The sequence below is a fragment of the Streptomyces sp. NPDC001108 genome (genome assembly GCF_053598535.1).
In genome coordinates this window covers 253,019-278,576 of sequence record NZ_JBSFKL010000007.1, presented here as the reverse complement: position 1 = coordinate 278,576, position 25,558 = coordinate 253,019, and the positions used below count along the sequence as shown (strand labels likewise).

The following is a 25,558-nucleotide window of genomic DNA, read 5'->3' as shown; positions in this document are numbered from 1 at the left end:
CATGAGCATGGAAACCACGGCATGGACGCAGCTCCACAACGTCATGAACGCCCAGGCGGACAGACGTCCCTTCGACCGGAACACCCTGCGGCGCATCGCGGCCTTCGCCCGCCCGCACCGCCGCAGGGTCGCCCTCTTCCTGCTGGTCGGCGTGGTGACGGCGCTCCTCGCCGTCGCCACCCCCGTCCTCGCCGGACGGGTGGTGAACGCGATCGTGGCCGGCCGGGACCCGGGCGCCGTCACCCGGCTCTCCCTCCTCATCGCCGTCATCGCCGTCGCGGAGGCCGCCCTCGGGCTGGTCGGCCGCTGGCTCTCGGCCAACCTCGGCGAGGGCCTCATCCTCGACCTGCGGACCGCCGTCTTCGACCATGTGCAGCGGATGCCGGTCGCCTTCTTCACCCGGACCCGCACCGGCGCGCTCGTCAGCCGCCTCAACAACGACGTGATCGGCGCCCAGCGCGCCTTCAGCAACACCCTGTCCGGCGTCGTCAGCAATGTGGTGACCCTGCTGCTGACCCTCGTGGTCATGCTCTCCATCTCCTGGCAGATCACCGTGCTCGCCCTGGTGCTGCTGCCGGTCTTCGTCCTGCCGGCCCGGCGCACGGGCGCCCGGATGGCACGGCTCCAGCGGGAGGCCGCGGCCCACAACGCCGCGATGGGCAACCGGATGACCGAACGCTTCTCCGCCCCCGGCGCCACCCTGATCAAGCTCTTCGGCCGCCCCGCCGACGAGTCCGCCGAATTCGCCGTCCGGGCCGGGCGGGTGCGCGACATCGGTGTCCGTACCGCCATGGCCCAGTCCACGTTCATCACCGCCCTCACCCTGGTCTCCGCGCTGGCCCTCGCCCTGGTCTACGGACTCGGCGGCTACTACGCGCTGCACGGGAGGCTGGACGCGGGCGCGGTCGTCGCCCTGGCCCTCCTGCTCACCCGGCTCTACGCCCCGCTCACCGCGCTCGCCGGGGCGCGCGTCGAGGTGATGAGCGCCCTGGTCAGCTTCGAGCGGGTCTTCGAGGTCCTCGACCTCGAACCGCTCATCGCCCAGAAGCCGGACGCGCGGACCGTCCCGGACGGCCCGGTCTCCGTCGAGTTCGACGGGGTCCGGTTCGGCTACCCGTCCGCCGACAAGGTCTCCCTCGCCTCCCTGGAGGACGTCGCGAGCCTGGACACCCGGGGCGGCGACGAGGTGCTGCGCGGCATCTCCTTCCGCGCCGAACCCGGTCAGACGGTCGCCCTCGTCGGCTCCTCCGGCGCCGGGAAGTCGACCATCGCCCAGCTCCTGCCCCGGCTGTACGACGCCGACGAGGGCGCGGTACGCGTCGGCGGCGTCGACGTACGCGACCTGACCGCCGACACCCTGCGCGACACCCTGGGCATGGTCACCCAGGACGGCCACCTCTTCCACGAGTCGGTCCGCGCCAACCTGCTGCTCGCCCGCCCCGGGGCCGGCGAGGAGGAACTCTGGGACGCGCTGCGCCGCTCCCGGCTGGACGGCCTCGTCGCCTCGCTGCCCGACGGGCTCGACACCGTCGTCGGCGAACGCGGCTACCGGCTCTCCGGCGGCGAGCGCCAGCGGCTGACCATCGCCCGGCTGCTCCTGGCCCGGCAGCGCGTCGTCATCCTCGACGAGGCCACCGCCCACCTCGACAACACCTCCGAGGCGGCCGTCCAGGAAGCCCTCACCGAGGCCCTCGCCGGACGCACCGCCGTCGTCATCGCCCACCGGCTCTCCACGGTGCGCACCGCCGACCTCATCCTGGTGGTGGAGGACGGCCGGATCGTCCAGCGCGGCACCCACGACGAACTCCTCGCCGCCGGCGGCCGGTACGAGGAGCTGTACCGCACCCAGTTCGCGGACCCGGAGGGCGGGGAACCCGACCCCCGGCCTCTGGAGCGACAGGTCTCCCTGGCGCCCGAAAACTAACAGCGCTAGTTTGGTCGCGGACGGCGGCGACCCCCGTCCGCAACGGCGTTCGGGAGGCACAGCGATGAAGGCGCACGACGGCATGTACCTCGACGGGGCCTGGCGGCCCGCCGTCGGGAAGGACACGATCGCGGTCGTGAACCCGGCGGACGAGCAGGTCATCGCCGAGGTCCCGGCGGGCACCGCCGAGGACGTCGACGCCGCGGTACGGGCCGCCCGCGCCGCCCTCCCCGGCTGGGCCGCCACCGCGCCCGGCGAGAGGGCGGCCAGGATCGCCGCCCTGCGCGACGCGCTGGCGGCCCGCGAGGACGAGATCGCCGAGACCGTCACCGCCGAGCTGGGCGCGCCGCCGCGCTTCGCCCGGGCGGTGCACACGGGCCTGCCGATCGTGGTCGCGGGCTCGTACGCCGAGCTGGCCGCGAGCCACCCCTTCGAGGAGCGGGTCGGCAACTCCACGGTCTACGCCGAGCCGGTCGGCGTCGTCGGTGCGATCACCCCGTGGAACTACCCGCTGCACCAGATCGTCGCGAAGGTCGCCCCGGCCCTCGCGGCGGGCTGCACCGTCGTCCTCAAACCCGCCGAGGACACCCCGCTGACCGCCCAGCTCTTCGCGGAGGCGGTCCACGCGGCGGGCGCCCCCGCGGGCGTCTTCAACCTGGTGACCGGTCTCGGGCCGGTCGCCGGACAGGCCCTGGCCGAGCACGAGGGCGTCGACCTGGTCTCGTTCACCGGCTCCACCGCCGTCGGCAGCCGGATCGGCGCCGTGGCCGGGGCCGCCGTCAAGCGCGTCGCCCTCGAACTGGGCGGCAAGTCCGCCAACGTCATCCTGGAGAGCGCGGACCTGGCCCGGGCCGTCGCGGTCGGCGTGGCCAATGTGATGGGCAACTCCGGCCAGACGTGCAGCGCCTGGACCCGGATGCTGGTGCACACCTCCCGGTACGACGAGGCGGTCGCGCTCGCCGCCGAGGCCGCCGCCACGTACGCCGACCGCATCGGCCCGCTGGTCAGCGCCAGGCAGCGGGACCGGGTGCGCGGCTACATCGAGCGGGGGATCGCCGAGGGCGCCCGGCTCGTCGCGGGCGGTCCTGGGGCCCCGCGCGAACACGGTTACTTCGTCAGCCCCACGGTCCTCGCCGACGTCACCCCGGAGATGACCGTCGCCCAGGAGGAGATCTTCGGCCCGGTCCTCTCGATCCTCCGCTACGAGGACGAGGAGGACGCCCTGCGCATCGCCAACGGCACCGTGTACGGCCTGGCCGGGGCGGTCTGGGCGGGCGACGAGGCGGAGGCGGTGGCGTTCGCCCGGCGGATGGAGACCGGCCAGGTCGACATCAACGGCGGCCGGTTCAACCCGCTCGCCCCGTTCGGCGGCTACAAGCGGTCCGGCGTCGGCCGGGAACTCGGCGCGCACGGGCTCGCGGAGTACCTCCAGACCAAGTCCCTCCAGTTCTGAACCCGCTTCCCCCCTCCGAAGCCCCACGCCCCGCCCCGCCCCGCCCCCGCCGTCGTCCGTCAAGGAGTCCGCTCGTGGTCCGCGCCGCCGTACTGCCCGCCGTCGGAGCCCCGCTGGAGATCACCGGCATCGAGCTTCCCGAGCCCGGCCCCGGCCGGGTGCGGGTCGCCCTCGCCGCCGCCGGGGTCTGCCACTCCGACCTCTCGCTCAGCGACGGCACCATGCGGGTGCCCGTGCCGGCCGTCCTCGGCCACGAGGGCGCGGGCACCGTCCTCGCGGTCGGCGAGGGCGTCGGCCATGTCGCACCCGGCGACGGCGTCGTCCTCAACTGGGCTCCCTCCTGCGGAAGTTGCCACCACTGCGGGATCGGCGAGGTCTGGCTGTGCGCCCACGCGCTGACCGGCGCGGGATCCGTGCACGCCCGGCGCGCGGACGACGGCACCCAGCTCCACCCCGGGCTGAACGTGGCCGCGTTCGCCGAGGAGACCGTCGTCCCCGCCGACTGCGTCCTGCCCGCCCCGGACGGCATCCCGCTCACCGACGCCGCCCTGCTCGGCTGCGCCGTCCTCACCGGATACGGCGCGGTCCACCACAGCGCCCGGGTGCGCGCCGGGGAGTCCGTCGTCGTGTTCGGCGTCGGGGGCGTCGGCCTCGCGGTGCTCCAGTCGGCCCGGATCGCGGGCGCCGGAAAGGTCATCGCGGTGGACGTGTCGCCGGAGAAGGAGGAGCTGGCCCGGCGGGCCGGTGCCACGGACTACGTCGTCGCCTCCGACACCACCCCGCGCGCGATCCGCAGGCTCACCGGCGGCCAGGGCGCCGACGTGGCGATCGAATGCGTCGGCCGGCCGGTCACCATCCGGGGCGCCTGGGAGTCCACCCGCCGCGGCGGCCGCACCACGGTCGTCGGCATCGGCGGCAAGGACCAGACGGTCTCCTTCAACGCCCTGGAGATCTTCCACTGGGGCCGCTCGCTGACCGGCTGCGTCTACGGCAACAGCGACCCGGCCCGGGACCTCCCGGTCATCGCCGGACACATCCGCTCCGGCGCGTTCGACCTCTCCGCGATGGTCACCGGCCGGATCGGCCTGGAGGACATCCCGGCCGCCTTCGACGCCATGCTCGCGGGCCGGGGCGGCCGCGCGCTCGTCGTCTTCGACTGACGTCCGTACGGTTCTCAGCCCGTCGTCGGCCCCGGCTCCGCCCGCTCCGTGGTGAGCAGCCGGGCATCCATCTCGCCCCGCTCGAAGAGCCGGGAGGCCGGGCCGACGATCAGCGGGTCGGGCTCGCCCGCCACGTCCACGTCCTTGTCCGGGTAGTCGAAGCGGTGCAGCACGTGCCGGATCGCCTCCAGCCGGGCCCGCTTCTTGTCGTTGCTCTTCACCACCGTCCAGGGCGCGTCCGCCGTGTCGGTGTGGAACAGCATCAGCTCCTTGGCCTCGGTGTACGCGTCCCACTTGTCCAGCGAGGCGAGGTCCACCGGGCTCAGCTTCCACTGCCGCACCGGGTCGATCTGCCGGATCATGAACCGGTTGCGCTGCTCGTTGCGCGAGACCGAGAACCAGAACTTCACCAGGTGGATGCCGTCCCGGGCCAGCATCCGCTCGAACCCCGGCGCCTGGTGCATGAATTCGAGGTACTCGCGGGTGGTGCAGAAGCCCATCACCCGCTCCACGCCCGCCCGGTTGTACCAGGACCGGTCGAACAGCACGATCTCCCCGGCGGACGGCAGATGGGCCGTGTACCGCTGGAAGTACCACTGGGTGCGCTCGCGTTCGGTCGGCTTCTCCAGGGCCACCACCCGGGCGCCACGGGGGTTGAGGTGCTCGGTGAACCGCTTGATCGTGCCGCCCTTGCCCGCGGCGTCGCGCCCCTCGAAGAGGATCACGATGCGCTCGCCGCGCTCCTTCACCCAGTACTGGAGCTTGAGCAGCTCGATCTGGAGGGAGCGCTTGGACTTCTCGTACGCCCGCCGGCCGAGCTTGACCGAGTACGGGTAGTCCTCGCGCCAGGCGTCCCGGGGCCGCCCCTCGGGCGTCACCAGGACCGGGTCGTCGTCGCCGCTGTCGGTCACGCGGAACCCTTCGAGCCCGGACGCGTCGGCCCCGGTCGCCGCCCGCTTCGCGCTACCGCGACCGCTCGCCCGCCTGGCGCTCCGTGTCATCTCGGCGTCCTTCCACCGGCTGTGCCCGACCCCCGCGTGTCCGCCCAGTCTGCTCACCCGACCGGGAGACCGCCACCCCGGCCAGGCAGAGCAGCCCCCCGCCCACCGCGAGCGGCGCGGGCACCTCGTCCAGCAGCAGCCAGGACATCACCACGACCAGCGCGGGCACGGCGTACGTGGTGGCCCCCAGCCGCCCGGCGGTCGTCCGGGCGAGTGCGTAGGCCCAGGTGGTGAAGGCCAGCGCGGTCGGGAAGAGCCCCAGGTAGACCATGTTCAGGGTGGCGGACAGGGGGGCCTCGGCGGCCTCGGAGACCAGCGTTCCGGCGAACGGCAGACAGGCCGCCGCGCCGATCAGGCAGCCGAAGGCCGTGACCTGGAGCGCCGAGCCGTGCCGCAGCGCCGGCTTCTGGGAGACCACCCCCGCCGCGTACGCCGCCGCGGCCAGTACGCACAGCGCCACCCCGAGCACCGAGGCGTCCCCCTGCCCCGACAGCGAGAGCCCCACCACGACGGCGCCCGCGAACGACACCGTCATCCCCGCGACCAGCCGGCCGGGCAGCACCTCGCCCAGCATCCGGGCCCCGAGCAGCGCGATCAGCAGGGGGCCGATGTTCACCACCATCGCGGCCGTACCCGCGTCCACCTCCCGCTCGCCCCAGTTGAGGACCACCATGTAGAGCCCGAACCAGAGCAGCCCGGACCACAGGATGCCCGGCCACGCGGCCCGCGGCGGCAGCCCCTCCCGCCGCAGCACCAGCAGGGCGCCCAGCGCCAGGCCGCCCGCCAGCAGCCGGCCGAGGGCGAGCGCCCCGGGGGAGTAGGCGTCCCCGGCGCTGCGGATGGACACGAAGGCGGAGGCCCACAGCAGGACGCTGGTGCAGGCCGCGGCGGGTGTCCGCCAGTCACGGGCCGCCGCGGGGGCGGGTGTCGTCGTCATGCGTCGACCGTAGGGCCGGGACCGTTCGGCGCCCGCCGAACGGTCCCGGTCACCGCAGGGCCTCCGGCTCGATGCCGAGGTGCGCGCGCAACTCCCGTTCGCCCTGCCCGGTCGCCTTCACCGCGCGCCCGGAGCCGATCCGCACGCACCACCCCGACTCCAGCACGTGCCGGCACAGCGCGGCGCCCGCCGTGCCCGCCAGATGCGGCCGGCGTTCCGTCCAGTCCAGGCAGCCCCGCGCCAGCGGACGCCGCGACGACGGCTCCAGGGCGATGCCCAGCCCGGCGAACCAGCTCAGCCCGTCCTCGGTCAGGGCGAATCCGGTGTCCTGCCGGAGCAGCCCCCGCGCGGTCATCGCGTCGGTGACGGCCAGGCCGAGCCGCCCGGCGAGGTGGTCGTAGCAGGTGCGGCCGCGGGCCGTCGCGCGGTCGGCGCCCGACGCGCCCAGGCTCCGGGGGCGCACCGGTACGGGGCCGGGGACGGCGTGCGCCGCCAGGTCCTCGACCAGTTGCGCGGCCCGTGCGTCGGCGAGCCGCAGATAGCGGTGGCGGCCCTGCCGCTCCTCGGCGAGCAGCCCGCCGGCGACGAGCCTGCCCAGATGCTCGCTGGCGGTCGACGGGGCCACGGAGGCGTACCGGGCCAGCTCCCCGGCGGTCCAGGCGCGGCCGTCGAGCAGGGCCAGGCAGAAGGCGGCGCGGGTCTCGTCGGCGAGGAGCGCCGCCAGGGCGGCCAGCCGGGGCGCGGCCGGATCGGGGTGTGCCATGCGTGCCATGCACCCAGGATGCGTCAGGGACGGTTCGGCCCCCGCCGAACCGTCCGGTCGGACGCCAGCAGCTCGTACTGGGCCGACAGGCCGTCCACCAGGGCCCGCAGCCCGGTCTCGAAGGCCCCGTCGTCGATCCGCCGCCCGCGCTCGGCCAGCAGATGGGCCTGGCCGAGGTGCGGGTAGTCGGCCGGGTCGTACGCCGTCTCGTCGTCCACGAAGCCGCGGGCGAAGGAGCCCAGCGCCGAACCGGTGATGAAGTACCGCATCAGGGCCCCGATGTACGTCGCCTGGGCGGGCGGCCAGCCGGCCCGGACCATCGCGCCGAACACCGCGTCGGCGACCCGGAGCCCGGCCGGTCTGCGGCCCGGTCCCCGGGCGAGCACCGGGACGATGTGCGGGTGCTCGGTGAGTGCCGCACGGTAGGAGACGGCCCAGTCGTGCAGGGCGGCCCGCCAGTCCCGGGTGTCCGACTCCTCGAACATCGACAGGTCGACCTGGGCGGAGACCGCGTCCGCGACCGCGTCCAGGATCTCGTCCTTGTTGCGGAAGTGGTTGTAGAGGGAGGGGCCGCTGACCCCGAGCTCGGCCGCGAGACGGCGGGTGGAGACGGCGCCGAGTCCCTCGGCGTCCACGAGCGCGCCCGCCGCCTCGACGATGCGGTCTCTGCTGAGGAGGGGCTTGCGCGGTCGGGCCATGCGGCACATAGTAGGGCCTGCGAACTGAAAACTAGCAGTGCTAATTAATGCGGGGAGCCGAAGGATGAACCTGGAACTCGGTGAGGAGCAGGAAGCCGTCCGGCGGCTCGCCAGGGACTTCGTCGCCCGGGAGATCTCCCCGCACGTGGTGGCCTGGGACCGCGCGGAGAGCGTCGACCGGTCGATCGTGAGGAAGCTCGGTTCCGTCGGGTTCCTCGGGCTGACCGTGGACGAGGAGTACGGCGGCTCGGGCGGCGACCACCTCGCGTACTGCCTGGTCACCGAGGAGCTGGGGCGCGGAGACTCCTCGGTGCGCGGCATCGTCTCCGTCTCCCTCGGCCTGGTCGCCAAGACGATCGCCGCCTGGGGCGACGAGCGGCAGAAGCGCCGCTGGCTGCCCGCGCTCACCTCCGGCGAGGCGGTCGGCTGCTTCGGCCTCACCGAGCCCGGCACCGGCTCGGACGCCGGGAACCTGACGACGAGGGCGGTCCGCGACGGCGACGCGTACGTCATCGACGGCAGCAAGATGTTCATCACCAACGGCACCTGGGCCGATGTGGTGCTCCTCTTCGCCCGCACCGGCGAGGCCCCGGGCCACCGGGGCATATCGGCCTTCCTGGTCCCCGCCGACACCCCCGGCCTCACCCGCCGCCCCATCCACGGCAAGCTCGGCCTGCGCGGCCAGGCCACCGCCGAACTCGTCCTCCAGGGCGTCCGGGTGCCCGCGTCGGCCCTCATGGGGCCGCCCGGCAAGGGCTTCTCCGTCGCCATGTCCGCCCTGGCCAAGGGGCGGATGTCGGTCGCGGCCGGCTGCGTCGGCATCGCGCAGGCCGCGCTGGACGCCGCCGTGGGCCACGCGACCGAGCGCGAGCAGTTCGGCAGGCCCATCGCCGGCCACCAGCTCGTCCAGGAGCTGATCAGCGACATCGCCGTGGACGTCGACGCCGCCCGGCTGCTGACCTGGCGGGTGGCCGACCTGATCGACCGGGGCCGGGACTTCGCCACCGCCGCCTCCCAGGCGAAGCTCTTCGCCTCCGAGGCCGCCGTCCGCGCCGCCAACAACGCCCTCCAGGTCTTCGGCGGCTACGGCTACATAGACGAGTACCCGGTCGGCAAGCTGCTGCGGGACGCCCGGGTGATGACGCTCTACGAGGGCACCAGCCAGATCCAGAAGCTGATCATCGGCCGCGCGCTGACGGGGGTCTCCGCCTTCTGAGCCCGGACGGGTGCGGCGTCGCTCGAACGGGCGTATGAGTACCTGCTGAGTATGCGAACGGATGTGGTGTGCGCCACGTCCCCGCGATGCTGGGCGCCATGAGTGAGACACCATCGGTCAAGCAGCAGGGCACCGCGGCCTTCTACGGCCAGGCCGTCGCCTCCTTCGGGGTGGCGATCGGCGCGGTGACCCTCGGCATCTACTGTCTGGACGCCGACGCCTGGGTCCGCGGATTCCTCGCGATCGGCGTCCTCTACCTCGTCACCTCCTGCTTCACCCTGGCCAAGGTCGTCCGCGACCGGCAGGAGGCCGGGCAGCTCGTCAGCCGGGTCGACCAGGCCAGACTGGAGAAGATCCTCGCCGAGCACGACCCCTTCCAGAAGCTCTGACGGCCCCGGCCCGACCGCCGGACGCACCCTAAGCGCTTGCTCAGGTTCGGGGTATGGTGTTCGTCCTGCCGAGGAGAGGGGCGAGCGACGATGAGCACGGCGGAGGAGAGCGACGACGGCGCGCCGTGGGCCGAAGTGACGCCCGAGGCCGCCCGGCGGCTGCTCGTCGCCGCCGTCGACGCCTTCGCCGAGCGGGGCTACCACGCCACCACCACCCGTGACATCGCGGGCCGGGCGGGCATGAGCCCCGCCGCCCTCTACATCCACTACAAGACGAAGGAAGAGCTGCTCCACCGGATCAGCCGGATCGGCCACGACCGCGCCCTGTCCGTCCTGGAGGCGGCCGCCGACGGCGACGGCACGGCGGGGGAGCGGCTGGCCGAGGCCGTCCGGTCCTTCGTCCGCTGGCACGCCGAGCGGCACACCACCGCCCGCGTGGTCCAGTACGAGCTCGACGCCCTCGGCGAGGAGCACCGCGCCGAGATCGTCGAACTGCGCCGCCGGAGCGACGCGGTGGTCCGGCGGATCATCGGCGAAGGGGTGCGGGCGGGGGAGTTCGACGTGCCCGACGTCCCGGGCACGACGCTCGCGGTGCTCTCGCTCTGCATCGACGTGGCGCGCTGGTTCAACACCCGGGGCAGCCGGACGCCGGACGAGGTCGGCGAACTCTACGCCGGTCTCGTCCTGCGCATGGTCGGGGCGGACCCGTGCGCGTGACGGGCCGCCGGAGGCGATGAGGGGCCGCCGGCGGCGCGCGGTCAGAAGTAGTAGCGGGACACCGACTCCGCCACGCACACAGGCTTGTCGCCGCCCTCCCGCTCGACCGTGACGACGGCGGTGACCTGCACCCCGCCCCCGGCCTCCTCGACGCTCTTCAGCACGGCCGTCGCCCGCAGCCGTGAGCCCACCGGCACGGTGGCGGGGAAACGCACCTTGTTCGTCCCGTAGTTGATGCCCATCCGCATGCCCTCGACCCGCATGATCTGCGGTACGAACGTGGGCAGCAGCGACAGCGTCAGATAGCCGTGCGCGATCGTCGTGCCGAAGGGTCCGGCGGCGGCCCGCTCCGGGTCCACATGGATCCACTGGTGGTCGCCGGTGGCCTCCGCGAACAGGTCGATCCGCTTCTGCTCGACCTCCAGCCAGTCGCTGTGCCCCAGCTGCTCGCCCACTCCGTCGCGCAGCTCCTGCGCGGACGTGAAGATCCTCGGCTCCGCCATGTCCCTGGTCCCTGCCTTCCGCTCCGGCCCGTCTCTCGGCGCATCCTGTCTAAGCGCTTGCTCAGGATGGTCGGCGGTGCGGTTCCTGTCAACGATGGATCGGCCGGGGTGCGGGCCAGTAGGGTGGGAGGGGTGCCCCAGATCCCACAGACACTCCATGAGCTCACGGTCGGGCAGCTCTCCGCGCGCAGCGGCGCGGCGGTCTCGGCCCTGCACTTCTACGAGGCCAAGGGCCTGATCAGCAGCCGTCGCACCAGTGGCAACCAGCGCCGCTACACCAGGGACGCCCTGCGCCGGGTCGCCTTCATCCGCGCGGCGCAGCGGGTCGGCATCCCCCTCGCCACCATCCGGGAGGCCCTCGCGGAACTGCCCGAGGAGCGCACCCCGAACCGGGAGGACTGGGCACGGCTCTCCGCCGCCTGGCGCTCCGAACTCGACGAGCGCATCGAGCAGTTGGGGCGGTTGCGGGACCACCTCACCGACTGCATCGGCTGCGGCTGCCTCTCCCTGGAGACCTGTGTGCTCTCCAACCCGGACGATGTCTCCGGCCGGCGGAGCAGCGGTTCGCGCCTGATGCCGGAGCGGCCGCGGTCCGAGCGTACCTAGCCGGGGCGCCCCGGTCCGTGCGGGCGCGGTGAGGCCGGTGGCGTCGCTCAGCCCACCGGGGCGAGGTCCCGCCGCCGCGCTCCCCGCGCCCTGGCCAGTGCCTCCGGGGTGAGCACCGGTCGGGGCACCACGATCCCGCACTCCGCGCAGACCGGGCCCGTCCAGGGTTCGTGCGACAGGTCCCGCCGCCAGTGGACCTCGGTGCCCGCGCACACCGGGCAGGCCGTGCCGGGCGCCGACTCCAGTGCCGTGATCAGCCGGTGCAGCACCTCGGCGAGCGGGGCCGACGGATGCACCGCCGGGTCCTCGCACCGGGCCACCCCGTTGCCGCCCCAGGTGAGCCGGTGCCAGTCGTCGAAGCTGCCGGGACGGCGTCGGCCGCCGTGCTTCTCCCGCCTGCGGCGCTCGGCGAACCCGGCCTCGTAGCCGAGCCAGACAGCCCGTGCCGCCTCCAGCTCCTCCAGCGCGCGCACCAGGCGCGCCGGGTCGGGGGACCGGTCCTCGGGGTCCAGTCCGTGCCGGACGCACAGATGGTCCCAGGTCGCCCGATGGCCGTAGGGGGCGAACCTCTCCAAACACTTGCGCAGCGAATACCGCCGCAGCGCCAGATCGTTCCTCGGATCGCGCACCTGTCTCGCAAGACTCCGGAATCCTGCCACCGCTCCGTCACCTCCGTCGCTCGTACTTCGGCGTCATGAAAGGGACGTACGGCCGCCTCCAGAGGATCCCGTGAGGCGGGACGTTGTCCGGAATTAGACCGTCCGCCGGTCGGTACAGCCGTCGCGAACCTGCTCATGTGATGATTCGGAAAAAGTGACGGATGTTCATCTTACCGAGGAGTCCTACCGCCAGTAACCTCCGGCGCACCGGCCTCCCCGAGGAGCATCCATGCCCCCACGCACCGTCCTGTCCAGAGCCGCCACCGCCGCGGCGGTCCTCGCGCTCGGCGCCACCCTGCTGGCGGCCGCGCCGCAGGCGTCCACCGCCGCCGCGGCGGAACCCGCCCCCGTCACCGACTACTGCCGAGGGCAGTGCGACGACATCCTGCCGCCCGGCGAGAACGGCAACGCCACCCTGGTCGAGATCCTCGGCAACAAGACGGTCGGCACGCACCCCGCCCACAGCGACGACCAACTCGACCGCTACAACGGGCTGGTGGCCGGGTACTCCGGACTCACCGACCAGAAGCTGACCGACTTCTTCAACGACGCCTCCTTCGGGGTCCCCGCGGACCAGGTCGAGTCCGTGACCTCGCCGCGCGACGACGTCACCATCACCCGCGACAAGGCGTCCGGCGTCCCGCACATCAAGGGCACCACCCGCTACGGCACCGAGTTCGGCGCCGGATACGCGGCCGGGCAGGACCGGCTCTGGCTGATGGACCTCTTCCGGCACATCGGGCGCGGCGAACTGACCTCGTTCGCCGGCGGCGCGTTGGCCAACCAGGGTCTGGAGCAACAGTTCTGGCCACAGGCCCCGTACACCGAGGCGGATCTCGAAGCCCAGGTCGAATACATCCGGACCCACGAGGGCGAGCGCGGAGAGCAGGCCATGGCGGACGCGCAGGCGTACGTCGACGGCATCAACGCCTACCGCGAGAAGTCCAAGAAGGGCCGCTACTTCCCCGGCGAGTACGTGCTCACCGGAAAGATCGACGCCATCACCAACATCGGTGAGATCCAGCCCTTCAAGCTGACCGACCTGATCTCCATCGCCTCGGTCGTCGGCGGCCAGTTCGGCGGCGGCGGTGGCGGCGAGGTGCAGGCGGCGCTCTCGCTGCTGGCCGCCCAGCAGAAGTACGGGGTCGTCGAGGGCACGAAGGTCTGGGAGTCCTTCCGCCAGCGCGAGGACCCCGAGGCCGTGCTGACCATCCACGACGGCACCGCCTTCCCCTACGCCGGCAAGCCCGGCCAGGCGCACGGCACCGCCCTGCCCGACCCCGGCTCCGTCACCGCCGAACCCCTCATCTACGACCGCACCGGCTCCGCGGGCACCGACCGCAAGGCCCCCGTCAAGGCCCCGGCCCGGCTCAAGAAGGCCCAGGGCATCTACGACGACGGCGTCATCCCCGAGGGCTCGCTGCCCGGCTCCGGCTCCGGCGCCCAGAAGCGCGGCATGTCCAACGCCCTGCTGGTCTCCGGCAAGCACACCGCGAGCGGCAACCCGATCGCCGTCTTCGGTCCGCAGACCGGCTACTTCGCCCCGCAGCTGATGATGCTCCAGGAGCTCCAGGGGCCCGGCATCAGCGCCCGCGGCGTCTCCTTCGCCGGGGTCGGCATGTACATCCAGATGGGGCGGGGCCAGGACTACGCCTGGAGCGCCACCTCGGCCGCCCAGGACATCACCGACACCTACACCGTCGACCTGTGCGAACCCGACGGCTCCACGCCCACCAAGGACTCCACGCACTACCTCTACCGGGGCACCTGCACCGCCATGGAGACGCTGGAGCGCACCAACTCCTGGAAGCCGACCGTCGCCGACTCCACCGCGGCCGGCTCCTACCGGATGCAGGCGCGGCGCACCAACTACGGCATCGTCACCCACCGCGCCACGGTGGACGGCAGGCCCGTCGCGTACACCTCGCTGCGCTCCACCTACCGCCACGAGGCGGACTCGATCATCGGCTTCCAGATGCTCAACGACCCCTCGTACGTCACGGACGCCGCTTCCTTCCAGCGGGCGGCGAGCAACATCGACTACGCCTTCAACTGGTTCTACGCCGACTCCCGCACCGCCGCGTACTACAACAGCGGGCTGAACCCGGTCCGTCCGGCGGACGTCGACCCGGCCCTGCCGATCAGGGCCGAACGGGCCTACGAGTGGCAGGACTTCGACCCGGCGGCCAACACCGCCGCGTACACCGCCTTCGCCGCGCACCCGAACTCCAGCGGCCAGGACTACTACGTCTCCTGGAACAACCGGCAGGCCAAGGGGTACGCGGCGGCGGGCTTCGGTCTCAGCGCCGTGCACCGGGGCGATCTGCTGGACCAGCGGGTGGCGAAGCTGGTCGAGGACGGCGGGGTGACGCGGGCCTCGCTGACCCGCGCCATGGCCGAGGCGGCCGTCACCGATCTGCGGGGCGAGCAGCTGCTGCCCGAACTGCTGAAGGTGATCCGCGCCAAGCCCGTCACCGACCCCGCGCTGAACGCCGCCGTCCAGCAGCTGGACTCGTGGCGGGCGGCCGGTTCGCAGCGCAAGGAGACCGGCCCCGGCTCGCACACCTACACCCACGCCGACGCGGTGCGGATCATGGACGCGTGGTGGCCGAAGCTGGTCGAGGCCGAGTTCCGGCCGGGGCTCGGCGACGACCTGTACGGGGCGCTCACCGCGAGCCTGGCCACCGACGAGTCCCCGGCCGCCAGCCACGGGCCGAGCGGGGCGCACAGCGGCTCCGCCTTCCAGTACGGCTGGTGGGGCTTTGTCGACAAGGACCTGCGCCAGGTCCTGGGCCAGTCGGTCAAGGGGCCGCTGGCCCGGACGTACTGCGGCGGCGGTGACGCGGACAGCTGCCGCGACGCCCTGCTCGGCGCCCTGAAGCAGGCGGTGGCCGAACCGGCCACGGCGGTCTACCCGGGCGACGGAAGCTGCAAGGCCGGCGACCAGTGGTGCACCGACTCGATCATCCACCGGGCGCTCGGCGGGATCACCCAGAAGGCGATCCACTGGCAGAACCGCCCGACCTACCAGCAGGTGGTGGAGTTCCCCGCCCACCGGTAGGCCCGAACCGGGCGGGTCCGCACGCGTGGACCCGCCCGGCTCCGTCAGCCGTGAGCGGTATCGCCGGTCAGTACTGGAGGTACCGCTTGCGGACCGCCCGGAACGCGGCGAGGTCGGCCGACCACGCCCCCACCACCTCGTCGGTGTCCGCACCCGCGTCGATCATGGTGCGGACCCGGGTGTTGCCGGTGAGCTTGTCGATCCAGTTGTCCGAGCGCCAGGCGAAGCCGTCCCAGCTCCGCTTCGCCGTCACCAGCAGCCCGATGCCGGTGCGCACCGGGTCGAAGACCTCGCGGTCCTGGACGTGCAGCTGCACCCCGCCGACCGTCTTCCCCTGGAACTTGGAGAACGTCGGCGCGAAGTACGCCTCCCGGAACGCGACCCCGGGCAGGCCGAGCGCGTTCGCCGCCTCCGCCCAGCGGTGGCCGATGCCCTCCGCGCCCAGCAGCTCGAACGGGCGGGTGGTGCCGCGCCCCTCGGAGAGGTTGGTGCCCTCGAACAGGCAGGTGCCGGCGTAGACCAGCGCGGTGTCCGGGGTCGGCATGTTGGGGCTCGGCGGCACCCACGGCAGCCCGGTCGCGTCGAAGAAGTCCGTGCGCTTCCAGCCGGACATCTTCACGATGCGCAGATCGATCGGACGGTCGGCGAGGAAGCGCGCGTTGAAGAGCAGCGCCAGCTCGGTGACGGTCATGCCGTGCGCCTGGGCGATCTCCCGGCGGCCCACGAAGGTGCCGAAGGCCGGATCGAGGACCGGGCCGAGCGCCGCCCGCCCGGTCACCGGGTTCGGCCGGTCCAGGACGACGAACCGCTTGCCCGCCAGCGCCGCGGCCTCCATGCAGTCGTACAGCGTCCAGATGTACGTGTAGAAGCGGGCGCCCGCGTCCTGGATGTCGAAGACCACGGTGTCGACGCCGGAGGCGGTGAAGACGTCGGCGAGCGGTTGACCGCTCTTCAGGTACGTGTCGTAGACCGGGAGTCCGGTCGCCGGGTCGTCGTACCGGCCCTCCGAGCCGCCCGCCTGCGCGGTGCCGCGGAAGCCGTGCTCCGGGCCGAAGACGGCGATCAGGTCCACCCGTTCGTCCGGGTGCATCACATCGACGATGTGGCGTACGTCGGAGGTGACCCCCGTCGGGTTGGTGACGATGCCGACCTTCTCGCCCTTCAGCAGGGCGTAGCCGTCCGCCGCCAGCCGGTCGAAGCCGGTCCGGACCCTGCGCCCCTTGCCCGGAGGGGGTGAGGCGGCCGCCGTCCCGGCCCCGGAGGCCGTCGCGGCGAGGGCCCCCACCGCGCCGCCCGCGGCCAGCAAACCACGTCTGGACAGGCTCATCCGGCAACCTCCATGATCGCGAAGCATGTCATGGCCACGCACGGTAGCGCGGGTTCCGGCCGTACGGAACGAGCCGGACGGGACTGGTGCGACAGGAGTGTCCGCCACCTGGGTCCGGTCCCTTCCGCTCCGGCATACCGACTGGTTAGTCTGCCGGTGGAGTCGGCTGAGAGAGGCGGAACCGATGGGCGTGGTCAAGGGTGCGGGCGTGGTGGTCACCGGGGCCGGCGGCGGGATCGGGGCCGCGCTGGCCCGCCGGTTCGCCGCCGAGGGCGCCCGGGTCGTGGTCAACGACCTCGACGGGGCGCGGATCGAGGTGCTGGCCGGGGAGATCGGTGCCACCGCCGTCGCCGGTGATGCCTCCGGGATCGTGGCCGAGGCGCGCGACGCGCTGGACGGCACGGTCGACATCTACTGCGCCAACGCCGGACTGGCCTCGCCCGGCGACGCCCTCGCCGGCGAAGAGGTCTGGGCCGCGGCCTGGGACGTCAACGTGATGGCCCACGTGCGCGCGGCCCGGGAACTGCTGCCCGACTGGCTGGAGCGCGGCAGCGGCCGGTTCGTCTCGACCGCCTCCGCCGCCGGGCTGCTCACGATGATCGGCGCCGCCCCGTACAGCGTCACCAAGCACGGGGCCGTCGCCTTCGCCGAATGGCTCTCGCTCACCTACCGCCACCGCGGCATCAAGGTGCACGCCATCTGCCCGCAAGGGGTGCGGACGGACATGCTCACCGCCGCCGGATCGGCCGGGGAACTGGTCCTCGCCCCCAGCGCCATCGAGCCGGAGACGGTCGCCGACGCCCTCCTCGACGCCATGGCCCAGGACCGCTTCCTGGTCCTGCCGCACCCCGAGGTCGCCGGCTACTACCGGGCCCGCGCCAAGGACACCGACCACTGGCTCGACGGCATGAACCACCTCCAGCGCACCTGGGAGGGGACCGGCGCATGACCGGATCGATCTACGCCGCCAGGCCCTGGCTCGCCCTCCTCAGCGAGGCCCAGCGGGCCCCCGTCCACCCCGCCCCGACCCTGGTCCACGCCTTCCGGGAGTCCGCCGCCCGCGCTCCCGACCGGCCCGCCCTCGCCTACTTCGACGGCCGCCTGGGCTACCACGGGACCGACGCCCTCTCCGACGCGGTCGCCGGCCACCTCGCCGCGAAGGGGCTGGAGCCCGGCGACCGGGTCGCGCTCATGCTCCAGAACAGCCCGCAGTTCGTCCTCGCGCTGCTCGGCGCCTGGAAGGCCGGGGCCGTCGTCGTCCCGCTCAACCCGATGTACAAATCGGCCGAGGTCGGCCACGTCCTGAAGGACGCCGGGGTCACGGCGGTGATCTGCGCGGACCGGATCTGGGAGGCGTTCCTGCGGGAGACCGCCGCCGGGGCCCCGTCCGTACGGATCGCCCTCACCACCAGCGAGCTCGACCTCCAGACCCGGAACGACGAACGGGTCCTCGCCCCCGAACGGCTGCCGGTGCCCCGGGACACCGAGGACCTGGTCGCCGTCGCCCGCCGGGGCGGCGGGGCCCCCGAGGGGCGGCTGCCCGGCGCCGACGACGTGGCGCTGATCAGCTACACCTCCGGAACCAGCGGCACCCCCAAGGGCGCCATGAACACGCACCGCAACATCATGGTCAACGCCGAGCGCCAGCGCGCCGGCCACCCGGTCCCCGAGGGCTCCGCCTACTTCGCGCTCGCGCCGCTCTTCCACATCACCGGCGTGGTGTGCCAGCTCGCCGCCTGCCTCGCCAACGCGGGCACCCTCGTCCTCGCCCACCGCTTCCACCCCGGCGTCGTCCTCGACGCCTTCGCCGAGCACCGCCCCGCCTACACCGTCGGCCCGTCCACCGCCTTCATGGCGCTGGCCGCCCACCCCGGCGCCACCCCCGGGCACTTCGCCTCCTTCCGGATCATCTCCTCGGGCGGCGCACCGGTACCGCCCGCCCTGATCGAGAAGTTCCGCACGGAGTTCGGCCCCTACCTCCACAACGGCTACGGGCTCACCGAGTGCACCGCCCCCTGCGCCGCCGTACCACCGGAGCGCGAGGCCCCCGTGGACCCGGCCTCCGGGACGCTGTCCGTCGGCGTCCCCGGCCCGGACACGGTGGTCCGGATCCTCGACGAGAACGGCGCGGAGGTCCCCTTCGGCACGCACGGCGAGATCGCCGTGCGGGGTCCACAGGTGGTCCCCGGCTACTGGGGCCTGCCCGAGGCCACCGCCGCCGCCTTCCCGGACGGCGAACTGCGCACCGGCGACATCGGGTTCATGGACGAGGCGGGCTGGCTCTACGTCGTCGACCGCAAGAAGGACATGATCAACGCCTCCGGCTTCAAGGTCTGGCCGCGCGAGGTGGAGGACGTCCTCTACACCCACCCGGCGGTCCGCGAGGCGGCCGTCGTCGGCGTCCCCGACCCCTACCGGGGCGAGACCGTCCGCGCCTGCGTCAGCCTGCGTCCCGGAGCCACGGTGGCGCCCGAGGAGTTGACGGCGTACTGCGCCGAGCGGCTCGCGGCGTACAAATACCCCCGGGAGGTGGAGATCCTCGCGGAACTGCCGAAGACGGCGAGTGGGAAGATCCTCCGGAGGGAACTGCGTTCCCCCCGATGACGGATCCACGCGGAAGGCAGGTGGCGGCAATGGCCAAGGCGACGGACGGGGAGCAGGCCCCCGTCCCCCGGCGACTGCTGGCCGCCGCCACCCGGCTCTTCGCCGAGCGGGGCTACGACCGCACCTCGGTCCAGGACATCGTCGAGGCCGCAGGTGTCACCAAGGGCGCGCTCTACCACTACTTCGGCTCCAAGGAGGACCTCCTCCAGGAGGTCTACTCCCGGGTGCTCCGCCTCCAGCAGGAGCGCCTGGACGCCTTCGCCGGCGCGGACGCCCCCGTCGAGCAGCGGCTGCGCGACGCGGCCGCCGACGTGGTCGTCACCACCATCGAGAACCTGGACGACGCCTCGATCTTCTTCCGGTCGATGCACCACCTCAGCCCGGAGAAGAACAAGCGCGTCCGGGCGGAGCGCCGCCGCTACCACGAGCGCTTCCGGGCGCTGGTGGAGGAGGGGCAGCGCAGCGGGGTGTTCTCCACCGCCACCCCGGCCGACCTGATCGTCGACTACCACTTCGGCTCGGTCCACCACCTCTCCACCTGGTACCGGCCGGACGGCCCGCTCAGCCAGCAGGAGGTCGCCGACCACCTGGCCGATCTGCTGCTGCGGGCGCTCCGCCCGTAGTAGTCGTCAGCCGGTCGAGGAGCGCCGTGGCGGCCGGGTTGCGCGGCCGGGGCGCCCGGCCGGCGAGGACCACCGTCCGGCCGGGCTCCGGCTGACGGATGCTCACGCACGGCAGCCCCGCCTCCGTGCCGATCCGCCGGGGCACGATCGCCACCCCGATCCCGGCCCGTACGAGGTCCACGAGCAGCCGGATCTGGGTGACGTCGCAGGTGATCCGGCGCTCCAGACCGCAGTGCGCGGCCAGTCTGCGCACCGCGGTCTCCAGGCCCGTACCCGCCCGGAAGTCCACGAACGGCTCGTCGGCGAGGTCCGTGATCAGGGTGCGCCCGGCGTCCGCCAGCCGGTGGCCCGGCGCGGTGATCAGCACCAGGTCCTCGTGCCAGGTCGCGAAGGCGGCGATGCCGTCCGGGAGTTCGGCGGCGTCCGGCGCGAGGAAGGCCAGGTCCAGCTCGCCGGCGCGCAGCCCCGCCACCAGCTCCGGCGTCGTCGCCTCGCGCAGCGAGATCTGCACCCCCGGCCAGGCACGGTGGTAAGCGGCCAGCTCGGCCGCCAGGTCCACGCAGGTCAGCGTCTGGATCGTGCCGATCCTGACCCGGCCGGTCACCAGCCCCGAGACGGCCGCCACCGCGTCCCGCGCCGCCTCCGTACCGGCCAGCACCGACCGGGCCGACGGCAGCAGCGCCCGGCCCGCCTCGGTCAGCACCACCCGGCGGCCGGTCCGGTCGAACAGCTCGGCCCCCAGCTCCCGCTCCAGATTCCGTACGGAGGTGCTCAGCGCGGACTGCGCGATCGGCTCGGCACGGGCGGCGGCGGTGAAACTGCCATGGGTGACCACCGCCATGAAATGGCGGAGTTGGCGAAGCTCCATCCATCCACGATAGCGATGGGAGGTAGCTGAATCATCTGTTGGACCGATCGCGCGGGCGGTCCGAAGCTGGTCCCATGACCCAGATCCAGCAGTCCGCGCCCCAGCGGTCCGCGCACGTCCCCGTGCTCTGGACGGCGGCCCACGGCCCGCACCACCCGGCGGCCGTCCGGCTGTTCGCCCGCTGCCTGCTGCGGGTCCGTGCCTTCGCCCGCGAACTGGCGCTGGCGGACCACGTGGGCTCCGGCGGCTACTGAGCGCCCGCACCGCTGCCGGGCCCGAATCCGTTGGTGGGGCCGGTGCCCGTCCCGTTAGCATCCGACGATGCGGACCCCGGCCGACGACCAGTTCCCCACCATCACGGACCTCGTGGAACTCCCGCCCCGGGAGCTGGGGCGGCTGATCCGCCATCACGACCCCGCCTCGCGCCACCTGGGCCTCGCCCTGCTCACCGAGCGCCTCGCCGCCCGCCCGCCGTCGGACGACGCGGAGGCGGCCGGACTCGCCGCGCTGCTGCCCACGACGCTCACCGGACCGCCGGAGGCGGACCTCCTGCTGGCCGGACTCCACGAAAGGGCCGGGCACGACGAACGGTTCGCCCGCGCCCTGGAGGGCCGCCCCCGCCCGCCCTGGCGCGCCGCCGGAACGCTGCCCGCCTCGGTACGCACCGCCTGGCTGCGCGCCGATCTGCTGCACGACCCGGCGGCGGCGCTGCGCGAGGAACCCCCGGGCGAGCCGCTGTACCAGGCGGTCCGGGGCGCGGACATCACCGCCGCCCGCCACCCGGCCCGGCTGGTGGCGGAGCTGGCGGCCGGCACCGACCCGGTGCTCCGGGCCGAGGCCGTGCGGCTGGCCCGGCAGGGGCTGTACGCCGGACTCCTGGCCCCCGCCCAGGCCCGGGCCGCCCTGACCGGACTGCTGGGCACCGGCGGCGCCGAGGCCGTCACCGCCGCACTGGACGGGCTGGCCGAGCCGTGGGCGGCGCTCGACCCACTGCCGCCCGGCCTCCTCGCCCCGTTCCTCCGTACCGGTGCGCGACCCGATCCCGCCGCCGGGGCCGATCCCGGCACGGAGCCCGCACCCGTACCCGAGTCCGTGGCCGGTGCCGCGCTCACGGTCGCCGCCCGCCACGGCCACCGGGACCTGCTGCGCCGGGCCGCCGAGGACCCGGCCCTGGCGCCCGCGCTGCGGCGGCGGGCGATGGAACTCCTCGGGGATCTCGCCGGACGCGCGGACATCGGCGCCCTGACCGCCCTCGCCGCGCGCGATCCGCTGCTGCTCGGCGCCCCGGCCGTGGCCTGCCTGCGCGGCCTCCACCGGCGCGGCCACTTCCCGGACGGGCCGGACGTCCCCGTCGTCGTCGGCCTCGCCCTCACGGACCACTCCATCGCACCCCACGACGTGGCGACGGTCCTCTTCACCGTCCGCCGGGACGCGATCCGGGTCCTCACCGGCGCCCCCGCCGACGACCCGGACTGGCCGCGCCGGCTCGCCCTGCTGACCGCCCTCGCCGCCCAGGGCGCCGGGGACCTCCCGGTCGGGGCCGCCGTCACCCGGCTGCTGCCCGCCGCCCCCGCACCCGGCCCGTTCCTCGACGCGATCCGGGAACTGCGCCACACGGACGCCGAGGAGGCGGTGCTCGCCCTGCTGCCCTCGGCACCGGACGCGGCCCTGGAGACCCTGGAGGCGATCGGCGGCGACCGGACGGTCCTGGCCCTGCGCGAAGGCCTGGGCCTCGACACGGCGACCGGCGGCCAGGTGGCACCCCCGCTGCGCCCGGTACGCCACCGCGCCCTCGAACTGCTCTGGCAGCTCGACCGCGACCCGGAGCGCCGCCGCGCCCTGCTCGCCCGGCTCGACCCCGTCGACCTGCCCCCGCGCATCGCGGCCGGCCTCGGCCGCCCGGACCCCGGGGAGCTGGCGCTGCTCCGTTCCCACCTCGACCCGGACCGGCCGGACGCCGCACTGTGCCGGCTGGCGGCCCACGGCGACGCCGACACCCTCCCGGCCCTCGCCGACCTGCTGCTGCGCGTCGTCTCCGCACTGGCCACCGCGCGGGAGCCGGGCGCCCCCGACCGGACCGGCGAACACGGGCGGCCCGCCGGGGAACCCGTGGTGCCCCAGGAGGTCCTGGACGCGCTCCACGGCCTCGGCCGCCGGCTCCACGGGCGGGGCGCGATCAGACCGGTCTGCCTGCTCACCGCCACGGACGCCGACGGAGCCGGGCACGCCCTCGTCGCGAACCTCGCCCTGGAGCTGCTGGACCGCCCCGGACTCCTCGACCACGAGCGGGTGATCCTGCTCGAACTGCTGCTCAGGACCCCCTGGACGGGCACCCGGGCCCGGGTGCACCGGCTGACCCGCCACCGGGACCGGCACGTCCGCAAGCACGCCATCGCCCTCCTCGCCCGCGACGCCACGGGAGAGGACGCCCAGGCCCTCTCGGCGACCCTGATCGCGCTGACCCGGGCCCGGGACGTCCAGACCGTACGGCAGGCCCTCCTCGCCCTGGGCCACGCCCGGGCCCACTGGGCGGGCGCCGCGATCGCCGACCGCCTGGACCACCCGAACATGAACATCCGCAAGACGGCGGCCGCGGCCCTGGTCCGCACCGGCGGCCGGGCGGCGGTCCCCGGACTCCTCGACCGGCTCGGCCGCGAGGACAACCCCGCCCTGCGCGACACCCTCGTCGAAGCGCTGCGCACGGTACTCGGCGAGGCCCACGCCGCCACCCTGCTGGCCGCCGCCGAGCACGCCCGCCCCGCCTCCGTCCGCGAGCGCCTCCTCCTCGGCCTCTCCGGCGCCCTCGGCACCCGCGCAATCCGCGCCCTGGCCGAACAGGAGTCGCCGGTGGCGCCCCCGCTGCTCGCCCTGCTGGCGTCCGGCCGGGTCCGCCCGGCCACCGGCACCCTGGACGACCTCGCCGCGGCCCTGGCCCGCCACGGCATCACCGTCCCCTCCGCCGGGCCGCCCCCGCCCGCGCCCCGGGCGGCCGACCGGGACGCCGGGACCCTGCTGGCCGGCGGCTGGGACGCGGCCGTCGCGCTGCGCCTGGCCGGGCGGGACGAGATGCCCGCCCCGGGCCGGACCGAGGCGCTGCGGCCGCTGCTGGCCGACTGGCTCCGGCTCGCCGCGTCCCCGCCGGTGCGCCGGGACCCGGCGCTGCGGAACCGGGTGGTGCGGTACGCGCTGCGGATCTGCCCCGGGCCCCGGAGCACGGCGGAACTCGGCGTGTACGCGCGCTTCGCCCCGGTCCTGCTGGCCGCGCTGGCCGACGCCCGCGACCGGGACCGGCACGACCTCGTCGCCGTACTCGAAGCCGCCGCGCCGCTGCTGACGGCCTCCGCCCGGACCGCCGCGACCATCGCCGTCCGGGCCCTGCGCCCCGCCCCGGCCGCCCCCGCCCGCTCCACGGTGCCGCTGCTGCGCCTGCTCGGCGCGGTCCCGGTCCGCGCCGACCTCGACCGGGACCTCGCCGCCGCCCGGCTCGGCGCCGACCCCTGGCGGGGAGCGACCACCGTGCTCCGGGCCGCCTTCGCCGTACCGGAGGACGACGCGCCGCTCCCGGCCGGGGCCCGGGCCTGGCGGGAGGCGCTGGAGGAGGCGGCCCGCACCCCGGAGGAGCTGGCCCGGTTCCGTGCCCGGGACGACGGAACGGTCCCCTCCAGGGACCGGCTGGCCGCGCTCGCCGAGGCCCACCAGACCGCCGGTCCCGGGGTCCGGACCGCGCTCGTCGACTGGATGACGCTCCTCCAGCCCCTCGACGCACCGCCCTGGACCCTCGCCGAGACCGCCCGTGTCCCGGCCCCGCCCCCACGCCGGATACGCGGGGACGACCTCGACCAGCCCCGCTCGGCGGCCCAGCGGGAGCGGCTGCTGGCCCTGCTGGACGCGCCCGGCGAGGACCGCCGCCGCACCGCCGCCCTGACCCTGGCCCGCTGGCCCGAGCCGGGGGCCCGGCTGCCGGTGCTCCGCGCGTATCTGCGCGGCCGGGTCGACCTGCCCGTCGACACCGGCCTGGCCCGCGCGCTGCCCCTGCTCGACCCCGCCGAACTGCGCGCCGGAGACGTCCTGCGCGACCGGGTCGCGCACACCGCCGCCCGGCTCGGCCCCCAGGACCTGGAGCGGCTGGTGCCGCTGCTGCTGGAGTGGTGGCGAACGGCTCCGCCCGCGGGGGCCGGGGCGATCCGCGACGCCCTGCGCGCCTGCCCGGCCGACGCCCTCGCCACGCTCCTCGCCGACCGGCCGGACGGCGGCGACCGCGGCTCCCTGGAACTGCTCGCCGGCCGCCCGCTGCTGCGCACCAGGGCCCTGGAGCGGGCCCGGCGACGGCTGCGCGAAGAGGGCCACGGCGACCTGGCGGACCGGCTGCTGCTCGTCGACGGCCCCCTGCGCGGCCCGGACGCGGCCCGGCACGACGCGGCCGCCCTGGCAGCGCTCCGCGAGCGCCGGGAACCCGCACCCGCCGCGAGCGGTGCCGGCCCGTCCCGCCAGGAGCTGCTGGAACTGGCCGCCACCGGCACACCGGAACAGATCTGCCGGGCGCTCACCGCACTGGCCGAGGCGCACCCCGGCCCCGCACCCGACGACGACCCGCGCCTGTCCGGCCTGCTGGCCGGGCTGCTCACCCACCCCCGCGCCCGGGTCCGGCTGCGCGCCCACCGCACCTCACGGGCGATGCTCGACCGGCCGGCCCACCTCGACCACACCCGGACCCTGCTGGACGACCCCAGCCCCGACGTGGTGCGCATGGCGGTCCGCACCCTCTGCCGCGCGGCCTGGACACCCGCCCTGCCCGCCGTGACCGGGCTGCTCGGCCACCCGCACCCGGCGGTCCGCGACGCGGCGGCCGAGGGGCTGGCCGCCCTGGGCACGACGGCCGTCCCCGCCCTGCGCGCCGCCGCCGCCCGAGCCCGCCCCGACCGGCGCGCCCGCTACACCGACGTACTGGACCGGATCGGGGCGGGCGGAAGCCGACCCGGTGCGCCGCGAGACGTCCGGTGATCCCCGGGTACGCGGACGTGTCCGGGCGTCCCTCCGCCTCGCGGCGCA

21 protein-coding genes are annotated in these 25,558 nt (G+C 74.5%); 13 read left to right on the top strand and 8 right to left on the bottom strand.

Annotation, left to right across the window (positions count from 1 at the left end; all coding sequences use genetic code 11):
* Position 1: 1 nt before the first annotated feature.
* The 3 genes from ACWC97_RS18520 (at position 2) to ACWC97_RS18510 (ending at position 4,537) form a co-directional block, all read left to right on the top strand.
* The gene (locus ACWC97_RS18520) at positions 2 to 1,924 is read left to right on the top strand and encodes an ABC transporter ATP-binding protein (RefSeq protein WP_352279253.1); all 1,923 of its coding nucleotides are present in this window, start codon (positions 2 to 4) and stop codon (positions 1,922 to 1,924) included.
* A gap of 64 nt (positions 1,925 to 1,988) precedes the next feature.
* The gene (locus ACWC97_RS18515) at positions 1,989 to 3,377 is read left to right on the top strand and encodes an aldehyde dehydrogenase family protein (protein ID WP_450650302.1); all 1,389 of its coding nucleotides are present in this window, start codon (positions 1,989 to 1,991) and stop codon (positions 3,375 to 3,377) included.
* Between the two features lie 74 nt (positions 3,378 to 3,451).
* Positions 3,452 to 4,537: a zinc-binding dehydrogenase gene (locus ACWC97_RS18510; protein ID WP_352279251.1), complete on the top strand. Its 1,086-nt coding sequence runs from the start codon at positions 3,452 to 3,454 to the stop codon at positions 4,535 to 4,537.
* Positions 4,538 to 4,551: 14 nt separating this feature from the next.
* On the opposite strand, the gene ppk2 is transcribed toward ACWC97_RS18510, so the two are convergent.
* The 4 genes from ppk2 to ACWC97_RS18490 are packed head-to-tail and all read right to left on the bottom strand — an operon-like array spanning position 4,552 to position 7,936.
* Positions 4,552 to 5,538 (bottom strand): polyphosphate kinase 2, encoded by a 987-nt coding sequence (gene ppk2 / locus ACWC97_RS18505; protein WP_352279249.1) that lies wholly within the window; start codon positions 5,536 to 5,538, stop codon positions 4,552 to 4,554.
* On the bottom strand, positions 5,501 to 6,475 hold the full coding sequence (locus ACWC97_RS18500) for a DMT family transporter (protein WP_352279248.1): 975 nt from the start codon (positions 6,473 to 6,475) through the stop codon (positions 5,501 to 5,503). Before ACWC97_RS18500 ends, ppk2 begins: the two co-directional genes overlap by 38 nt.
* Before the next feature lie 49 nt (positions 6,476 to 6,524).
* Positions 6,525 to 7,247 (bottom strand): ArsR/SmtB family transcription factor, encoded by a 723-nt coding sequence (locus tag ACWC97_RS18495; protein WP_385210489.1) that lies wholly within the window; start codon positions 7,245 to 7,247, stop codon positions 6,525 to 6,527.
* 14 nt (positions 7,248 to 7,261) lie between these two features.
* A complete protein-coding gene (locus tag ACWC97_RS18490; protein ID WP_352279246.1) occupies positions 7,262 to 7,936 on the bottom strand; it encodes a TetR/AcrR family transcriptional regulator in 675 nt (224 codons plus the stop codon).
* 64 nt (positions 7,937 to 8,000) lie between these two features.
* Here ACWC97_RS18490 and ACWC97_RS18485 point away from each other — a divergent pair, with 64 nt between their 5' ends.
* The 3 genes from ACWC97_RS18485 (at position 8,001) to ACWC97_RS18475 (ending at position 10,258) form a co-directional block, all read left to right on the top strand.
* Positions 8,001 to 9,152, top strand: coding sequence for an acyl-CoA dehydrogenase family protein (locus ACWC97_RS18485; protein ID WP_450650299.1), 1,152 nt, complete (start codon positions 8,001 to 8,003; stop codon positions 9,150 to 9,152).
* A gap of 98 nt (positions 9,153 to 9,250) precedes the next feature.
* A complete protein-coding gene (locus ACWC97_RS18480) occupies positions 9,251 to 9,541 on the top strand; it encodes a YiaA/YiaB family inner membrane protein (protein WP_352279242.1) in 291 nt (96 codons plus the stop codon).
* Positions 9,542 to 9,631: 90 nt separating this feature from the next.
* The gene (locus tag ACWC97_RS18475; RefSeq protein WP_450650296.1) at positions 9,632 to 10,258 is read left to right on the top strand and encodes a TetR/AcrR family transcriptional regulator; all 627 of its coding nucleotides are present in this window, start codon (positions 9,632 to 9,634) and stop codon (positions 10,256 to 10,258) included.
* A 41-nt stretch (positions 10,259 to 10,299) separates the two neighbouring features.
* Here the strand turns inward: ACWC97_RS18475 and ACWC97_RS18470 are convergent, their stop codons facing one another.
* Positions 10,300 to 10,761: a MaoC family dehydratase gene (locus tag ACWC97_RS18470; RefSeq protein ID WP_352279238.1), complete on the bottom strand. Its 462-nt coding sequence runs from the start codon at positions 10,759 to 10,761 to the stop codon at positions 10,300 to 10,302.
* 132 nt (positions 10,762 to 10,893) lie between these two features.
* On the opposite strand from ACWC97_RS18470, the gene soxR reads away from it, so the two are divergent.
* Positions 10,894 to 11,367, top strand: coding sequence for a redox-sensitive transcriptional activator SoxR (gene soxR / locus ACWC97_RS18465; protein WP_352279236.1), 474 nt, complete (start codon positions 10,894 to 10,896; stop codon positions 11,365 to 11,367).
* Between the two features lie 47 nt (positions 11,368 to 11,414).
* Here the strand turns inward: soxR and ACWC97_RS18460 are convergent, their stop codons facing one another.
* Positions 11,415 to 12,026 (bottom strand): hypothetical protein, encoded by a 612-nt coding sequence (locus ACWC97_RS18460; protein ID WP_352279234.1) that lies wholly within the window; start codon positions 12,024 to 12,026, stop codon positions 11,415 to 11,417.
* Positions 12,027 to 12,255: 229 nt separating this feature from the next.
* On the opposite strand from ACWC97_RS18460, the gene ACWC97_RS18455 reads away from it, so the two are divergent.
* On the top strand, positions 12,256 to 15,087 hold the full coding sequence (locus tag ACWC97_RS18455; RefSeq protein ID WP_352279233.1) for a penicillin acylase family protein: 2,832 nt from the start codon (positions 12,256 to 12,258) through the stop codon (positions 15,085 to 15,087).
* A gap of 67 nt (positions 15,088 to 15,154) precedes the next feature.
* On the opposite strand, the gene ACWC97_RS18450 is transcribed toward ACWC97_RS18455, so the two are convergent.
* The gene (locus ACWC97_RS18450; protein WP_450650293.1) at positions 15,155 to 16,414 is read right to left on the bottom strand and encodes an exo-beta-N-acetylmuramidase NamZ family protein; all 1,260 of its coding nucleotides are present in this window, start codon (positions 16,412 to 16,414) and stop codon (positions 15,155 to 15,157) included.
* 184 nt (positions 16,415 to 16,598) lie between these two features.
* Between ACWC97_RS18450 and ACWC97_RS18445 the strand changes: the two genes are divergently transcribed.
* The 3 genes from ACWC97_RS18445 to ACWC97_RS18435 are packed head-to-tail and all read left to right on the top strand — an operon-like array spanning position 16,599 to position 19,641.
* Positions 16,599 to 17,363 (top strand): SDR family oxidoreductase, encoded by a 765-nt coding sequence (locus ACWC97_RS18445; protein ID WP_450650291.1) that lies wholly within the window; start codon positions 16,599 to 16,601, stop codon positions 17,361 to 17,363.
* Positions 17,360 to 19,018, top strand: a complete 1,659-nt coding sequence (locus ACWC97_RS18440; RefSeq protein WP_450650289.1) for a class I adenylate-forming enzyme family protein — start codon at positions 17,360 to 17,362, stop codon at positions 19,016 to 19,018. Before ACWC97_RS18445 ends, ACWC97_RS18440 begins: the two co-directional genes overlap by 4 nt.
* A gap of 29 nt (positions 19,019 to 19,047) precedes the next feature.
* Positions 19,048 to 19,641 carry a TetR/AcrR family transcriptional regulator gene (locus tag ACWC97_RS18435; RefSeq protein ID WP_352279226.1) on the top strand — a complete coding sequence of 198 codons (594 nt, stop codon included), beginning with the start codon at positions 19,048 to 19,050 and terminating at the stop codon, positions 19,639 to 19,641.
* On the opposite strand, the gene ACWC97_RS18430 is transcribed toward ACWC97_RS18435, so the two are convergent.
* The gene (locus ACWC97_RS18430; RefSeq protein WP_450650287.1) at positions 19,580 to 20,509 is read right to left on the bottom strand and encodes a LysR family transcriptional regulator; all 930 of its coding nucleotides are present in this window, start codon (positions 20,507 to 20,509) and stop codon (positions 19,580 to 19,582) included. The genes ACWC97_RS18435 and ACWC97_RS18430 overlap by 62 nt on opposite strands.
* Positions 20,510 to 20,583: 74 nt before the next feature.
* On the opposite strand from ACWC97_RS18430, the gene ACWC97_RS18425 reads away from it, so the two are divergent.
* Positions 20,584 to 20,763 carry a hypothetical protein gene (locus ACWC97_RS18425; RefSeq protein WP_450650285.1) on the top strand — a complete coding sequence of 60 codons (180 nt, stop codon included), beginning with the start codon at positions 20,584 to 20,586 and terminating at the stop codon, positions 20,761 to 20,763.
* Between the two features lie 67 nt (positions 20,764 to 20,830).
* The gene (locus ACWC97_RS18420) at positions 20,831 to 25,510 is read left to right on the top strand and encodes a HEAT repeat domain-containing protein (protein ID WP_450650283.1); all 4,680 of its coding nucleotides are present in this window, start codon (positions 20,831 to 20,833) and stop codon (positions 25,508 to 25,510) included.
* The last annotated feature ends 48 nt before the right edge of the window (positions 25,511 to 25,558 follow it).

Excerpts from the sequence above, each read along its gene's own strand:
- ACWC97_RS18495 (WP_385210489.1), bottom strand. The coding sequence starts at position 7,247 with ATGGCACGCATGGCACACCCCGATCCGGCCGCGCCCCGGCTGGCCGCC.
- ACWC97_RS18520 (WP_352279253.1), top strand. The coding sequence starts at position 2 with ATGAGCATGGAAACCACGGCATGGACGCAGCTCCACAACGTCATGAAC.
- ACWC97_RS18500 (WP_352279248.1), bottom strand. The coding sequence starts at position 6,475 with ATGACGACGACACCCGCCCCCGCGGCGGCCCGTGACTGGCGGACACCC.
- ppk2 (WP_352279249.1), bottom strand. The coding sequence starts at position 5,538 with ATGACACGGAGCGCCAGGCGGGCGAGCGGTCGCGGTAGCGCGAAGCGG.
- ACWC97_RS18435 (WP_352279226.1), top strand. The coding sequence starts at position 19,048 with ATGGCCAAGGCGACGGACGGGGAGCAGGCCCCCGTCCCCCGGCGACTG.
- ACWC97_RS18515 (WP_450650302.1), top strand. The coding sequence starts at position 1,989 with ATGAAGGCGCACGACGGCATGTACCTCGACGGGGCCTGGCGGCCCGCC.
- ACWC97_RS18445 (WP_450650291.1), top strand. The coding sequence starts at position 16,599 with ATGGGCGTGGTCAAGGGTGCGGGCGTGGTGGTCACCGGGGCCGGCGGC.
- ACWC97_RS18475 (WP_450650296.1), top strand. The coding sequence starts at position 9,632 with ATGAGCACGGCGGAGGAGAGCGACGACGGCGCGCCGTGGGCCGAAGTG.
- ACWC97_RS18490 (WP_352279246.1), bottom strand. The coding sequence starts at position 7,936 with ATGGCCCGACCGCGCAAGCCCCTCCTCAGCAGAGACCGCATCGTCGAG.
- ACWC97_RS18450 (WP_450650293.1), bottom strand. The coding sequence starts at position 16,414 with ATGAGCCTGTCCAGACGTGGTTTGCTGGCCGCGGGCGGCGCGGTGGGG.
- ACWC97_RS18425 (WP_450650285.1), top strand. The coding sequence starts at position 20,584 with ATGACCCAGATCCAGCAGTCCGCGCCCCAGCGGTCCGCGCACGTCCCC.
- ACWC97_RS18470 (WP_352279238.1), bottom strand. The coding sequence starts at position 10,761 with ATGGCGGAGCCGAGGATCTTCACGTCCGCGCAGGAGCTGCGCGACGGA.
- ACWC97_RS18455 (WP_352279233.1), top strand. The coding sequence starts at position 12,256 with ATGCCCCCACGCACCGTCCTGTCCAGAGCCGCCACCGCCGCGGCGGTC.
- ACWC97_RS18480 (WP_352279242.1), top strand. The coding sequence starts at position 9,251 with ATGAGTGAGACACCATCGGTCAAGCAGCAGGGCACCGCGGCCTTCTAC.
- ACWC97_RS18430 (WP_450650287.1), bottom strand. The coding sequence starts at position 20,509 with ATGGAGCTTCGCCAACTCCGCCATTTCATGGCGGTGGTCACCCATGGC.
- ACWC97_RS18485 (WP_450650299.1), top strand. The coding sequence starts at position 8,001 with ATGAACCTGGAACTCGGTGAGGAGCAGGAAGCCGTCCGGCGGCTCGCC.
- ACWC97_RS18420 (WP_450650283.1), top strand. The coding sequence starts at position 20,831 with ATGCGGACCCCGGCCGACGACCAGTTCCCCACCATCACGGACCTCGTG.
- ACWC97_RS18440 (WP_450650289.1), top strand. The coding sequence starts at position 17,360 with ATGACCGGATCGATCTACGCCGCCAGGCCCTGGCTCGCCCTCCTCAGC.